Raw genomic sequence first — 15043 nt, 5'->3', positions numbered from 1 at the left:
GTCCCGCTGCGGGCCCTGTTCGGGACCCCGACCGTGGCCGGTCTCGCTGCCGGGCTGAGCGGCGCCGGACAGGCCCGGCTCGCCCTGACGGCCGGTGATCGCCCGGAGCGGATCCCGCTCTCCTTCGCCCAGCAACGACTCTGGTTCATCAGCCAGTTGGAGGGACCCAGCGCCACCTACAACAGCCCGATCGCCCTGCGCCTGTCCGGTGAGGTCGACCGGCAGGCCCTGAACGCGGCCCTGCGCGACGTCATCGGCCGCCACGAGGTCCTGCGGACCGTCTTCGGTACCGCGGACGGGCAGCCGTACCAGCAGGTCGTTGAACTCGACACGCTCAACTGGGAGTTGGGCGTCGTCGAGGTCGACGCGGCCGAGCTGGAGGACGCGGTCACCGGGGCCGCGCGGTACGCCTTCGACCTCTCCGTCGAGGTGCCGATCCGGGCCACCCTCTTCGAGACCCGCGAGGGCGAGCGCGTCCTCGTCGTCCTCGTCCACCACATCGCCAGCGACGGCTGGTCGCGGGCGCCCCTGGCCCGGGACTTCTCCACGGCCTACGCGGCGCGCGTCGAGGGCCGGGTCCCCGAGTGGACGCCGCTGCCGGTCCAGTACGCCGACTACGCGCTCTGGCAGCGCGAGCTGCTCGGCGACGAGGCCGACCCCGACAGCGTCGTCGCCCGCCAACTCTCGTACTGGCGCAAGACGTTGGCGGACATCCCGGAGGAGCTGGAGCTGCCCTTCGACCGGTCCCGCCCGGCCGTCGCCTCGCACCTGGGGCACAGCGTCGCGCTCGACGTCCCCGCCGAGGTGCACGGGCGCCTCGCGGAGCTGGCGCGGGCCGAGGGCGTGACCATGTTCATGGTCCTCCAGGCCGCCCTGGCCACCCTGCTCTCCAAGCTGGGCGCGGGCACCGACGTCCCGATCGGCTCGGCGCACGCGGGCCGCGGCGACGAGGCCCTCGACGACCTGGTCGGCTGCTTCGTCAACACGCAGGTGCTGCGGGCGGACCTCTCGGGCGACCCGGCCTTCACCGAACTGCTCGCCCGGGTGCGGGAAGCGGGCCTGTCCGGCTTCGCCCACCAGGACGTGCCGTTCGAGCGGCTGGTCGAGGAGCTGGCCCCGGCCCGCTCCATGGCCCGCCACCCGCTCTTCCAGGTCGTCCTGACGAAGCAGAACACCATCAGCGCCGGTCTCGACGCGCTGGCTACGCCCGTCGTGTGGACCGGGGGCATGTCCACCGGTACCCGTGCGGCGAAGTTCGACCTCGACGTGATGGTGGGGGAGACGTACGACGCCGAGGGCGCCCCGGCCGGGCTGCGCGGCTCGGTGACGGTCGCCGCCGACCTGTTCGACGCGGAGTGGGCCGAGCGGATCGCCCGGTCCTGGGTGCGCGTGCTCGACCTGCTCGGCGACAGCCCGCAGACCCGCCTCAGCGGCGTCCCGGCGCTCGACGAGGTGGAGCGCCACCGGGTGCTGGTCGGCTGGAACGACACGGCGACCGACGGCGAAGTCACCGTCGTGCACGAGCTCTTCGAGCAGCAGGCGACCCGTGCCCCCGAGGCCGCCGCGATCGTCAGCGAGGGCACGGAGGTCTCGTACGGGGAGCTGGACGCGCGGGCGAACCGGATCGCGCACTACCTGATCGGTCAGGGCATCGGTGCCGAGTCCGTGGTCGGGCTCTGCCTGCAGCGCGGTGTCGACATGATCGCGGCGATCCTGGGCGTATGGAAGGCGGGCGCGGGCTACCTGCCCATCGACCCGGCCCAGCCGACGGACCGGATCGCGTACATGCTGCGCGACAGCCGGGCCGCGCTGGCTCTGACCACCGAGGAGATCCTGGACGAGCTGCCGGCCGGGCGTTCGCGTCTGGTGGCCATCGACGACACGTTCGTGGAGATGCAGCTCGCGGCGGCCTCGACGGAGCGTCCCGAGCGGCGGGTCGCGCCGCAGTCGCTCGCGTATGTCATCTACACCTCGGGTTCGACCGGTCAGCCCAAGGGCGTGGCCGTCACGCACGGCGGCCTGGCGAACTACACCTCGTCGGTCCCGGAGCGGGTCGGCTTCGGTCAGCCCGGCGCGCGGTACGCGCTGCTCCAGGCGCAGGCGACGGACCTCGGTAACACCGTGGTCTTCGCGAGCCTGGCGACCGGGGGTGAGCTGCACGTCCTGGACGAGGGTGCCGTCACCGACCCGCAGGCCGTTGCCTCGTACCTCTCCGAGCACCGCATCGACCACTTCAAGGCCGTGCCCTCCCACCTGGCCGCTCTGTCGGCCGCCGGTGGCGTCGAAGGCGTCCTGCCGGCCCAGTCCCTCGTCCTCGGCGGGGAGGCCGCCTCGACCGTGTGGCTGCGGGAGCTGGTGGCCGCCGCCGGTGAGCGCGAGGTCCACAACCACTACGGGCCCACCGAGACCACGATCGGCGTCGCCACCACCCGGCTGACCCAGGAGCGGGCCGCCGGGGAGACCGTCCCGGTCGGGTCCCCGATCGCCAACACCCGCTTCTACGTCCTGGACCAGCACCTGAGCCCGGTCGTGCCGGGTGCGGCGGGCGAGCTGTACGTCGCGGGTGCGGGGCTGGCACGCGGTTACGTGGGGCGCGAGGGCCTGACATCCGAGCGGTTCCTGGCCAACCCCTTCGAGCCGGGTCAACGGATGTACCGCACCGGTGACCGGGCCAAGTGGACGGCGGACGGCCAAGTGGTCTTCCTGGGCCGCGCCGACGACCAGGTCAAGATCCGCGGCTACCGGGTCGAGCCCGGCGAGGTGCAGGGCGTCCTGACCGGCCACCCGCTGGTGGACCAGGCCGCCGTGGTCGCCCGCGAGGACGTCCCCGGTGACCGCAGGCTCGTCGCCTACGTGGTCGCCGACGACCTGGAGCCCCAGGAGAAGGTCCAACTCGGGCCCGCCCTGAGGGAGTTCGCGGGGCAGCGGCTGCCGGAGCACATGGTGCCGTCGGCGGTCGTGGTCCTGGAAGCGCTGCCGCTGACCGGCAACGGGAAGCTGGACCGCAAGGCCCTGCCCGCACCCGACTACTCCTCGTCGCCGGCCTCCGGCGGGCGCCGGGCGGCCACGCCCCAGGAGGAGATCCTGTGCATGGCCTTCGCCGAGGTCCTCGGCCTTTCCGAGGTCGGCGTCGACGACGACTTCTTCGAGCTGGGCGGCCACTCGCTCCTCGCGGTGCGCCTGGTCAGCCGGATCCGCTCGGTCCTCGGCGTCGAGGTCGAGATCCGGGCGCTCTTCGAGGCCCCGACGGTCGCGGGCCTGGCGGAGCGGCTGGCGGGTGCCCGTACGGCACGGGCCGCGCTGACGGCCATGGAGCGTCCCGAGCGGCTTCCGCTCTCGTACGGACAGCGCCGGCTCTGGATCATCAACCAGATGGACGGGCCGAGCCCCACCTACAACATCCCGGTGGCCGCCCGGCTCGCCGGAGCGGTGGACGCCGACGCGATGAGCGCGGCCTTCCGCGACCTGCTCGCGCGCCACGAGGTGCTGCGGACCGTCTTCGGGGTCGCCGACGGCGAGCCGTACCAGCGGATCGTCGACATCGACGAGCTGGACTGGGAGCTGACCGTCGCCGACGTCGAGCCGGACGCCCTGGCCGACGCGGTCGCCGGGGCGAAGGCGTACACCTTCGACATCGCGGCCGAAGTCCCCGTCCGCGCATGGCTGTTCAGAGCCGGACCCGAGGAGCACGTGCTGGTCGTCGTGGTCCACCACATCGCCAGCGACGGCTGGTCGTGGGCGCCGCTCGCCCGCGACGTGTCCACGGCCTACGAGGCCCGCAGCGCGGGCCGCGCGCCGCAGTGGCAGCCGCTGCCGGTCCAGTACGCGGACTACGCGCTGTGGCAGCGCGAGGTGCTCGGCGACAGCCAGGACCCGGAGAGCCTGATCTCCCAACAGGTCGCCTACTGGCGCGAGACGCTGGCGGGGGTGCCGGAGGAGCTGGAGCTGCCGTTCGACCGGACGCGTCCGGCGATCGCCTCGCACCGGGGCCACCGGGTGCCACTGGACGTCCCGGCGGACGTCCACGCCAGGCTGGCGGAGCTGGCGCGGGCCGAGGGCGTGACGATGTTCATGGTGTTGCACGGCGCCCTGTCCGTCCTGCTCTCCCGGATCGGCGCGGGCACCGACGTCCCGATCGGCTCCGCGATCGCGGGCCGCACGGACGAGGCCCTCGACGACCTGGTCGGCTACTTCGTCAACACGTTCGCCCTCCGTACCGACCTGGCCGGGGACCCCACCTTCCGGGAGGTCCTGGAGCGCGTACGGGAAGCGGGGCTCGGAGCGTTCGCGCACCCGGACGTGCCGTTCGAGCGACTGGTGGAGGAGCTGGCCCCGGCCCGCTCGATGGCCCGCCACCCACTGTTCCAGGTCATGCTGCTCCTTCAGAACAACGAGCAGGCGGTGCTCGACCTGGAGGGCGTGGACGCACGGCGCGGGGCCCCGGCGGCCCGGGCCGCGGGCGGCGCCCCGGCCGAGGCGGTCGTGAAGTTCGACCTGGACGTCAGCGTCGCCGAGCTGTACGACGCCGAGGGCGCCCCGGCGGGGATGCGCGGCTCGCTCGTCGCGGCGGCCGACCTGTTCGACCCGGAGTCGGTCGAGCGGATCGCCGAGCGGCTGAGCCGGGTGCTGGCGGCGCTCGCCGCCGACCCGGGGATCCGCCTCGGCGAGGTGGACGTCCTCGGCGAGGACGAGCGGGTGCGGATGCTCACCGAGTGGAACGCGACCGAGGCCGAGGTGCCGGACGCGACGGTCGTCGGGCTGTTCGAGGCGCAGGCCGCCCGTACGCCCGACGCGATCGCCCTGGTCCACGACGACGTGGAGCTGACCTATGCCGAGCTGGACGCCCGGGCCAACCGGCTCGCGCGCCACCTGGCGGGCCGGGGCATCGGCCCGGAGACGGTCGTCGCGGCGGTCTTCGAGCGCACCGTGGACCTTGTGGTGGCTCTGCTCGGCGTGATCAAGTCGGGTGCGGCGTACCTGCCGATCGACCCGGCCTACCCGGCCGACCGGATCGCGTACGTCATCGCCGACTCCGGCGCGGTGTGCGTGCTCACCAGCGAGGAGCTGGACGCCCGCCCGGCGGCACCCGAGCACCGCCCGCGGGTCCCCGTGGTCCTGCTGGACGGCGCGGAGGTCACCGAGGGGATCGCGGGCCTCGCGGACGGGCCGCTGGCCGACAGCGAGCGCACGGCGGCGCTGCGGCCGGAGCACCCGATGTGGGTCATCTACACCTCGGGATCCACCGGGCGCCCCAAGGGAGTCCTCGTCGAGCACCGCGCGATCGTGAACTTCCTGAGCGCGATGCAGGACCGGTTCGCGCTCGGCGCGGACGACCGGCTCCTGGCGGTCAGCACCCACGGCTGCGACATGGCGGGCTTCGAGTTCTACCTGCCATTCCTCAACGGGGCGCGGATGGTGCTCGCCTCGCAGGCGCAGGTGCTCGACCCGTGGGCGCTGCGCTCCCTGATCCGTACCACCGGCGCCAACATCGTCCACGCGACGCCGAGTCTGTGGCGCGGCCTGATCGCCGACGCCGACGACCCGGTCGACTGGACGGGGGTGCGCGCCATGATCGGCGCGGAGGCGCTGCCGAGCGACCTGGCCCGTACGCTCCTCGCCAGGACGCCCACGCTGACCAACCTGTACGGTCCGACCGAGACCACCGTCTGGTCGACCGCCAAGGAGCTGGCGGGGGAGGGCGCCGACGCGACGTCGATCGGCGGCCCGATCGGCAACACCCAGGTGTACGTGCTCGACGAGGCCCTCGCTCCGGTTCCGCCGGGCGTGGCGGGCGAGCTGTACATCGGCGGCAAGAGCGTGGCGCGCGGCTACCTGGGCCGCCCGGACCTGACGGCCGGCCGCTTCGTGGCCGGCCCGTTCGGGGAGCCGGGGGCGCGGATGTACCGCACCGGTGACGTGGTGCAGTGGACCGCCGGCGGGGACCTCCAGTACGTGGGGCGCTCCGACGACCAGGTCAAGATCCGGGGCTTCCGGGTCGAACTCGGGGAGATCGAGGCCGTGTTGGCCTCGCACCCCTCGGTCGGCCAGGCTGTGGCCCTGGTCCGCGAGGACACCCCCGGCGACCAGCGCCTGGTGGCGTACGCGGTGCCGAACCGGGCGGCCGCCGAGGCGGAGGAACCGGAGTCGGCGGCCGACCGGATCGCCCAGGAGGCGCGGGGCCTGGCCCAGGACCGGCTGCCCGGCTACATGGTGCCGTCGGCGGTGGTCGTCATCGAGCGGCTGCCGCTGATGCCGAACGGGAAACTGGACCGCAAGGCCCTGCCGGTCCCGGAGGGCGGCGCGGTGGACGAGGCGGCCAACTGGGCGGTGACCTCGTTCGAGGACAACATGTGCGAGGCGTTTGCGCAGGTCCTCGGCCTTCCCGAAGTGGGCGTCGACGACGACTTCTTCGCGCTCGGCGGGCACTCGCTGCTCGCGGTACGGCTGGTGGAGGCGCTGCGGGAGCGGGGCGTGTCGATCGCGGTGCGCGACCTGTTCGCGGCGCCGAGCGTCGGCGAGCTGATGAAGCGGATGAGCCTTTCCTCGATCCGCGACGCGCTCGACGTGCTGCTGCCGATCCGGGAGCAGGGCAGCGAGCCGCCGTTCTTCTTCATCCACCCCGCGGGCGGCCTGAGCTGGTGCTACATGCCGATGGCGCGGCACGTACCGGCGGAGATCCCGCTGTACGGCCTTCAGTCCCGCGGCCTGGACGGTACGTCCGAACTCGCCCGCTCCGTACCGGAGATGGCGGCGGACTACATCGAGCGGATCCGCTCGGCGCAGGCGAGCGGCCCCTACCGGCTGCTCGGCTGGTCCTACGGAGGGGCGGTCGCCCACGAGATGGCCGTCCAGCTCCAGGCGGCGGGCGACGAGGTCTCGGCGCTGGTCATCCTCGACCAGTACCCGTGGCAGCGTCAGGACGGCGAGGCCGTCGACCACGCCGACGAGACCGAGGCCGACCTGGACGCCAAGGCCGACCGGCTGATCGAGGTCGTACGCCGGGAGGCGGGAGGCGCCCTCGGCGCGGCCACCGAGGAGGAGTACCGGACGTTCGCCCGGATCCTCCAGAACCACCGGACGATCCGGGCCGACCACGAGCACGGGCGCTTCGACGGAGACGCCCTGCTGATCGTGGCCGAGCAGAGCAAGCCGCAGGGCGAGGCCACCGGCGAGCTCTGGAAGCCCTACATCACGGGTGAGATCACGGAGACCGGTGTTCCGTGCACCCACTACGAGATGGCCAAGCCCGAGACGCTGGCCGACGTATGGACCGCGGTGGCCGCCTGGCTGGCCCAGCGGTAGCACGACACGGGGGCGCGCCGGCCGGTGCCACCACCGTCCGGCGCCCCCGGAACGAGCGCGGTCTCCCATCGCGCGGGCAAGGCACGACTGCGAAGACTCTTGACGGCACAGGCCCTAACGGCCCAAGCCCCGAACAGCCTGACGGTCAGCGGCCCACGGCCCCAAGGCCCGGACGGTCCGACGGTCCAGGGCGCCGACGGCGCGACCGCTCAGTTCGGTTCGTGGCCGCTTCAGCGGCCCCGCAGAAATCCATTCCTGGCGACAGAAAGCGCAGATTCCTCATGTCTATCGCGACCCCCTCCTCGACCGCCTCCGCCTACGGGCCGGAGGGCAACACCGGCACCGCCACGCAGCTGGTGGGCGCCGCCCCGCAGGTCGAGGCACCGGGCCCCGAGGTCGTCGCCCCGGCGCCGTCCGCAGCGTCCGTCGCGGCCGCCTCGCTGCCGATCACCAACCCGGGCGTCGACGTCATAGCCGTCGCCGAGATGCGGCGCAAGGCGATGCTCGACGCCCTCGACCCGGGCCCGCGCCCCGACTCGGCCGCCAAGCCGAGCCGGCGCAGCTTCCTCTCCCGCGTCAAGACCTTCTACGCGCAGGAGCTCACCCACGACACCCAGAAGCCGGAGAACAACGGCTGATGGGCGGGCCTTTCGCCGCCCGAATCCGGGCGGCCTTCCCTGACAAGGGAATTCCCTTGGCAACAGAAAGCGCAGATCCGACATGCCTGTAGTGACAACCGCAGGAATTCTTATGGCATTCGAGCCGCATTACGAGCCGACCGTCTCCACCATCCGGGGCGGCCCCGAGCGCATCACGCACACAAACACGCACACAAACACGCACACGCACGCGTACGGCGCACCGGCTCCACCTGGTCGGGGACACGCCCACCCCGCACCCCACCCCGCGCCTCCTCGCCAAGGCCGCCCCCGACTCCCAACTCCACTGCAAAGAAGCAAAACTGACGGTTCTTCAGGCAGCCTTTGCCGCAGTAGGGATGGGTCCGCCCCTACCCCGCCGGCCCGCTGCTACGCGGCCGGCGCCGGCGCCCACACCCACGACCATGCGGCGTGCGCACGAGCACGGGCCGACATCGCTGGAAGTCGCCCCGCACACGGCTCGGGCCGTCCATATCCGTACCCGGCGACAATCCGCCGGGCCGCATTCCGATCGGACTGAAAGGTCTCTTTCACCCACTAACGAGGAGTTTTCTCCATGGCCCTCATAGGCGGCCCAAGTCTTACCTCTGGAAAAAATTTCGACGAAGGCGGGATGAGCCGCCAGAAGATCAAGCCGGGCACGCTGCGACGCATACTCCCGTACGCCGTTCGCTACCGGAAGCAACTGGCGGTGCTGGTCCTCGCGAGCATTGCCTGCGGTGCGATCACCGCTGCCAGCCCGCTGATGCTGAAGTTCATGATCGACGACGGCATCATGCCGAAGAAGTTCGAGATCGTCGTGATGCTGGCCTTCGGCATCGTGCTGCTGGCCCTGATGGAGTCGTTCGTCCTCTACATCGAGGCCCGCTGCTCGGGCAAGATCGGCGAGGGACTGGTCTACGACCTGCGGACCGAGGTCTTCGAGCACGTGCAGAGGCAACCGCTCGCCTTCTTCTCGAGGGTGCAGACGGGAGCGCTCGTCAGCAGGCTCAACACGGACATCGCGGGAACCCGGCAGGCGATCACCTCACTGCTGACGCAGGCGGTCTCGGCGCTCCTGACCCTGGCCATCGTCATCAGCACGATGATCTACCTGTCGTGGGAGATCACCCTCGTCGCCCTGGCGATGGTGCCGCTGTTTCTCTTCCCGGCCCGCATCATCGGCCGCAAGCTCCAGCGGCTCACCCGGGAGCGGATGAACCTCGACGGCGAGATGGGCTCGATGATGAGCGAGCGCTTCAACGTCTCGGGGGCGGAGCTCGCCAAGCTGTACGGCCGGCCGGCCTCGGAGGCGGCGCTCTTCGAGGAGAAGGCGGGCCGCGTCCGCGACATCACCGCGCTGAACGTGGTGCACGGCCGGATGTTCTTCATCGTCATCACGGTCCTCACCTCGATGACGACGGCGATCGTGTACGGCTTTGGCGGGAACCTGGTGATCGGCGGAGCGCTCCAGATCGGCACGCTCGTCGCGATGGTGACGCTCCTGTTCCGGATGTACGGGCCGATCAACCAGCTCTCCGGCCTGCAGATCCAGGTGCTCACGGTGCTCGTCAGCTTCGACCGGATCTTCGAGGTCCTGGACCTGAAGCCGCTGGTCGACGAGAAGCCCGATGCGCATGAGCTCGTCTTCATCGGCAAGGGTGTGGATGCCGGGGCCGGTGGCCTGGACGTCGAGTTCGACCACGTGTCGTTCCGCTACCCGACCGCCGAGGAGGTCTCGCTGGCCTCTCTGGAACCGATCGCCCTGCGCGAGAAGGACCGGGGCGACAGCGCCTGGATCCTCAAGGAGCTGAGCTTCACCGCTCCGGCCGGAAAGCTGACGGCCCTCGTCGGCCCCTCCGGCGCCGGCAAGACCACGATCACCCAACTGGTGCCCCGGCTGTACGAGGCGACCTCCGGCACCGTCCGGGTCGGTGGCCACGACGTGCGGGACGTGACGCTGCAGTCCCTGAGCGACACGGTGGGCGTGGTCAGCCAGGAGACGCACATGTTCCACGACACGATCCGCGCCAACCTGCTCTACGCGCGCCCCGAGGCGATCGAGGAGGAGCTGATCGACGCGTGCAAGGCGGCGCTGATCTGGGACTCGATCTCGGCTCTGCCGAACGGTCTGGACACCGTCGTCGGTGAGCGCGGCCACCGGCTCTCCGGCGGTGAGAAGCAGCGGATCGCCCTGGTGCGGCTGCTGCTCAAGTCGCCCCCGGTCGTGGTCCTCGACGAGGCCACCGCGCATCTGGACTCGGAGTCGGAGGCCTCGATCCAGCGGGCCCTCAAGGACGCGCTGGCGGGCCGTACGTCGCTCGTGATCGCACACCGCCTCTCCACCATTCGGGAGGCCGATCAGATCCTGGTCGTCCAGGCGGGCCGCATTTGCGAACGCGGCACGCACGAGGAGTTGTTGGCACAGGGCGGACAGTACGCGTCGCTCTACCACACACAGTTCGCGGAGGAGGTGACGGAAATCGACATCCAGCGCTCGGCCTGAAATGGCTTCCACGTATTCCGTGGGTACTCCCACTGTGGCGCCGAGCGCTGCGAACGAGCAATGTGCTCAGCCCGCTTATAGGGAAAAGCGCCTTTCAGCAAGCAGGCACCGGGGTTGTTCAACTGACGCACGGTCGCGGTTGAACACCCCCGGAAACCCGGCGCGGGCCGTGCGCCGCAGCCGTTGTGGCGTACAGCCCGCCGGGTGTTGTTGGCTCAGTACGAAGCGAGTCATAGTGGATCGCCGCGGACTCGTGGCGCTCCGCGAGATGGGAATTGTGGATCGCGTACGTGTGGAATACCTGCACCTGGCCCACTGGTGTGGTCACCGACGTGATCAGAGTTGTTCGCCTGAGAAAGGACAGTGTGGTGACGAATCCGTTCGACGACCCCAATGCCAGCTACCTGGTCCTCGTAAACGACGAGGGACAGCACTCCCTCTGGCCCATCTTCGTCGATGTGCCCGAGGGTTGGAATTCGGTGTACGGCGCGGCGGGCCGGGAGGACTGCCTCGCCTTCATCGAGAAGTCCTGGACCGACATGCGCCCCAAGAGCCTGATCGAGGCCATGGCCGGGAAGTAGTCCGGCATCACGGCACAGACACCTCGGCCCGAAGACGGTGGGAACCGTACTTCGGGCCGAGGTGTCTTGGTATGGCGGGCGCTCAGCTCGCCACGGCCCGGCGTGCGAGGTCGGCCGGGTCGGCCAACACGGCGGAGACCAGGCTCGGTTCGACGTTCCCGCCGGAGAGCAGGACACCGATGTCGGTGCCCCGGCCCGGCCCGGACGCGTACTCGAGCGCCCCGGCCAGCGCGGTCGCGGCCGCCGGCTCGACGAGCAGTTGGGCCCGCAGCAGCGCGGCCCGCAGCGCGTCGGCGATCGCCTCCTCGGATACGGTCAGCACGCGCTCGGCGACCAGGGACGCGAGGGCGAAGGGGAGCGCGCCGATCCGGTCGGGGCGCAGCCCGTCGGCGATGGTGTGCTGGGCACCCACTGTCACCGGCTCGCCCGCCCGCAGCGCCGCGGTGAAGGCGGGCACGGCCTCCGGCTCCGCGCCGACGACGGCCGCCCCGCGGCCGGACGCGGCCAGGCAGGCGCCCGCGAGGGCGCTGCCCCCGCCGATGGGGACGACGACGGTGTCCAGGCGCACGCCCTCCGCGGCGGCCTGGTCGAGCAGTTCGGCCGTGGCGGTGCCCTGGCCCGCGACGACATGCGGGTTCTCGTAGGGGTCGACGATGTCGTAGCCGTGCAGCTCCCGCAGGTTCTCGACGGCGGCGACCCGCTCGGCGAGCGTCGTCCCGGCGAACACCACCTGCGCACCGGCCTCCCGGATGCGCCGGACCTTGGCGGGCGGCGCGTCGGACGGCAGCACGATCAGGGTGGGCAGCGCGTGCGCGCGGGCCGCGAGGGCCACCGCGATCGCGTGGTTGCCGGTGCTCTGGGCGACCACGCCCCGGCTGCCGGCTGCGGCCAGCTCCTCGACGGCGAGCAGCGCACCGCGGACCTTGAAGGACCCGCCGCGCTGGAGGTTCTCGGCCTTCAGCCACAGCCGCGCGCCGCACAGGGCGTCCAGTTGGTCGGAGCGGATGACGGGAGTGCGCAGGACCCTGGTGGCCAGGCGCAGTTCGGCACGGTCGATGTCGGCGCGGGAAAGCCCCGGCAGGGTGGTGCCGACGGTGAGACCGCTCCTGTGATCGGACATGGGTGTCCCCTCCATGAATGTGTCACCGGGTCATTGCAGAAAGTTCACAGGGCAGCGCAGTATTACGGCCGGCTGCGCGAAGGCCCCGCACAGCGGCGGATAAGTCCGTCGGCCGCGCCGGTGAATTGCGGGGGCAGGTGCCCGCGCCAGGCCGTCAAACTACTGCGTTCATTCCGGAACACGCACGTGTCCATATTCCGGCGGAAGTCCGGAAGAGATCCGCGGGGGAGTTCACGAGGGATCACGGGGAGCCGGGGGCAGGATCGCGGGGAGCGGCGGGCAATGCCGGAGGGCTTCGCGGGCAGGGTGCGCGGGCGCCTCGGGCAGGGCCCGGGCGGGAACGGGGCTGCCGGAGTGTTCAACCGCCCTGTGCCGCAGTTGAACAGCGGCCGCCCCGTCGGGCGTCAGCCAAAGAGAAGCGCCCGGGGCCTGGCCTCGCCGTTTCAGTTGAGGCTGTCGGGTGGCTGAGCGGGGTCGTTCGAGGTGGTGCCGGTTGGTCAGTGGGCGGGGCGGGGTAGGGCGGCCAGGCGGTGGAAGGCGGCCGTGAGTTCGTGTCTCCAGGGCCAGGTTGCCGAGATCCGCAGGTGGAGGCGGCGGCCGCCGCAGGTGATCCGGGCGGCGACGTGCAGGAGGCGGTAGCGCAGTCTCTTGGGTTCGGCGGCCGCGAGTTCGCCGTCCAGCAGGAGGACGCGGGTCCAGGTGAGGAGGTCCATCGCCGCGAGGCTGAGTTCAAGCCATGCGGCGTCGACTGGGAAGTGGCGGGAAGCGCGCCTTGAACTACGACGCCCAGGCCCCTCGACAAGTCCAATCATTGCAGGTCAGGAGCATTTTCTGTGTTCGTGATCAAGCCTCGGACAGCACGTCGCGTGAGAGCGCGGGGCCAGGGCCCAGGGCGGGGGCAGAGCGGTCTAGGGGTGGCAGGCCGTACGAATAGGGATGTTCAGCCGTAGTCGGGTCACGCCGGGGAGGAGGGCAGGTAACCCTCCTGCACGGCGTGGACGCCGGCCTGGAAGCGACTGCGCGCGTTGAGGTGCGTGAGCAGGCCCGTCGCGATGCGCCGTGCCGTACGGGGAGAGACCCCGAGCTTCTTCGCGATCGACTCGTCCGTGGCTCCCTGCGCCAGCAGGTGCAGGGCCGTGACCTGCTGCGGAGTCAGTTTGCCCGGCTGCTGTGCGGGCGTGGCGCCCAGCGGCTGCGCGGAGTGCCACTCGCTCTCGAACAGGGCGCACAGGGAAGAGATCAGGCCCGGTGAAGTGATGGCGACCGCGCCCACTTCGGTGTTGTCGCTGTCGGTGGCGATGATGGCTTCCCGGCGGTCGCAAATGATCATCCGGTTGGGCAGCGAAGGCGCTGTCCGGACATGGGCACCGTGGGATGTGAGCCATTCTGCGTGTTCAACACTGGGCTGGTCGCGGCGAATGCTGTCCAGGTATATCGTGCGCATACTGATCCCCCGCTCAAGCAACCGCCTGTTGAGTGGACGCGAAGCCCGCATGTTTGCCGGTGTCTGAGCGCCGCCGGGGGCGAAAGTCAGGAATTCTTCATCGACTTGATTGTTCAAGGCTGCGAGATAATCCCGAATGGCATCGACGCCCTCGAGGTATCGGACCGACGCATTGGAATGGGAGGACTGTTCGTGTGCGAACTCGGAGATGAGTCGGGCGGCTGCCGCGCGACTCGCCTCGACGCGCTGCTGCTGGGCCGCTAACTCGGCCTGCTGGCGCGCGAGAAGGATCTCCATGCCGAGGTGCGGGTTGACCGCGTGCACCTGGCTGGGCTCGTCCGAGGATGCCCGCACCAGGGCGAGTTCGCTGAGCTTGTCCAGCGCTCCGCGCAGGTCCTCCTCGGGGATACCCAGTCGGCTGCCCAACTCGGTCAGGGAGTCGCCGGGGTGCGCCAGCATCCCCCGGTAGACAGTCTCTGCGACGGCGTCGAGTCCGAGGTTGATCAGCATCTGGCTTCCATCTCCGTTGAGCACTCCAGACATGGCAGACGCAACCGAGCACGTCCCGGCTGCGTACGCGCGTTCGAGGAAGTTCTTGCCAAGCCTAACCGAGGGGCGAGTTCGGGACATCAACTTTTCTCCGGGCAACTCCCGGTTGCTTCCACCGGTGCCATTGGTCAGCAGGTTCCCTCTCTGTCGAAGTAAGTTTAGTCAGGCGTATTGGATGATTCATTGAGTCGAGGGCGGATAAGGAGTAGTACCCAAGGTGGCCGGCACCAACGACCACGGGACCCTGATCCGCAGGCAGAACCCCGTTCGACCGGGCCGCGCCGGTACTCCGCGGCGTACAGGGCGAGGATCCTCGCCGAGTACGACGTCAAACCTGGCCAGTTGACGATCCATTCCGACCACGGGTCGCCGATGGCCGCGACCAACGTCGCAACGCTGCCGGCCGGCCTGGGCGTGATCAAATCGCACTCCAGGCCGAAAATGTCAAACAACAATCCCTACTCGGAGAGTCGCTGCAAAACGCTCAAATATCGTCATGGCTTTCCCGATCGGTTCGGCTGCATCGAGGACGCCCACGCCTGGTGCGAGAGCTTCTTCGACTTGTACAAGCTGGCCCATCGCCACTTCGGGATCGCCCTGCATGCCCCGTTCGACGTGCACTTCGGCCTCGCCGAGCAGCTCCGCCAGATGCGCGCCGACGTCCTGGCGGACGTCTGCCGCCGGCACCCTGAACAATTCGTCCGCAAAGCCCCCGCGCCGCCGAAGCTGCCCGACACCGTCCGGACAAGTAACCCCCCAGCCCCCACTGGAACGATCAAGAGATCCCGGCACGGCAATAGTCCGAACTGCCTGCCTCGATCACGTTGGCAGGTTCCGGTTCGGTCTGATCAGCACCGTTCCTGACTCTTTGTACGTGATGTTCCACTTCCCCTCGGCAAGGTT

General features: G+C 70.4%; 7 protein-coding genes and 1 pseudogene. 5 read left to right on the top strand and 3 right to left on the bottom strand.

The genetic code is table 11. The features are described 5' to 3' along the window. Window positions 1-33 precede the first annotated feature (33 nt). From IEZ15_RS37290 to IEZ15_RS37275, 4 genes are all read left to right on the top strand, one after another. The gene (locus IEZ15_RS37290; protein WP_189281333.1) at window positions 34-7302 is read left to right on the top strand and encodes a non-ribosomal peptide synthetase; all 7269 of its coding nucleotides are present in this window, start codon (window positions 34-36) and stop codon (window positions 7300-7302) included. A gap of 281 nt (window positions 7303-7583) precedes the next feature. Beyond that, window positions 7584-7940, top strand: a complete 357-nt coding sequence (locus IEZ15_RS37285) for a hypothetical protein (RefSeq protein WP_189281331.1) — start codon at window positions 7584-7586, stop codon at window positions 7938-7940. Window positions 7941-8574: 634 nt separating this feature from the next. Further along, window positions 8575-10446: an ABC transporter ATP-binding protein gene (locus IEZ15_RS37280; protein ID WP_229846362.1), complete on the top strand. Its 1872-nt coding sequence runs from the start codon at window positions 8575-8577 to the stop codon at window positions 10444-10446. Window positions 10447-10814: 368 nt separating this feature from the next. Then, window positions 10815-11027: an MbtH family protein gene (locus IEZ15_RS37275; protein WP_114242457.1), complete on the top strand. Its 213-nt coding sequence runs from the start codon at window positions 10815-10817 to the stop codon at window positions 11025-11027. An 82-nt stretch (window positions 11028-11109) separates the two neighbouring features. Here IEZ15_RS37275 and IEZ15_RS37270 read toward each other — a convergent pair whose 3' ends face one another. The 3 genes and pseudogenes from IEZ15_RS37270 to IEZ15_RS37260 form a co-directional block, all read right to left on the bottom strand. Next, window positions 11110-12147 carry a threonine ammonia-lyase gene (locus IEZ15_RS37270; protein ID WP_157986974.1) on the bottom strand — a complete coding sequence of 346 codons (1038 nt, stop codon included), beginning with the start codon at window positions 12145-12147 and terminating at the stop codon, window positions 11110-11112. Window positions 12148-12644: 497 nt separating this feature from the next. Further along, window positions 12645-12920, bottom strand: a pseudogene (locus IEZ15_RS37265) (transposase); the annotation flags it as partial. A 182-nt stretch (window positions 12921-13102) separates the two neighbouring features. Continuing rightward, on the bottom strand, window positions 13103-14101 hold the full coding sequence (locus tag IEZ15_RS37260; RefSeq protein WP_114242455.1) for a LuxR C-terminal-related transcriptional regulator: 999 nt from the start codon (window positions 14099-14101) through the stop codon (window positions 13103-13105). Window positions 14102-14482: 381 nt separating this feature from the next. Between IEZ15_RS37260 and IEZ15_RS37255 the strand changes: the two genes are divergently transcribed. Continuing rightward, window positions 14483-15004: a hypothetical protein gene (locus IEZ15_RS37255; RefSeq protein WP_189281326.1), complete on the top strand. Its 522-nt coding sequence runs from the start codon at window positions 14483-14485 to the stop codon at window positions 15002-15004. The last annotated feature ends 39 nt before the right edge of the window (window positions 15005-15043 follow it).

Source organism: Streptomyces atratus (genome assembly GCF_014648655.1).
GTDB lineage: Bacteria > Actinomycetota > Actinomycetes > Streptomycetales > Streptomycetaceae > Streptomyces > Streptomyces atratus.
Note: the sequence above shows the minus strand (reverse complement) of the source record. Positions and strands in the feature narration are given on the sequence as shown.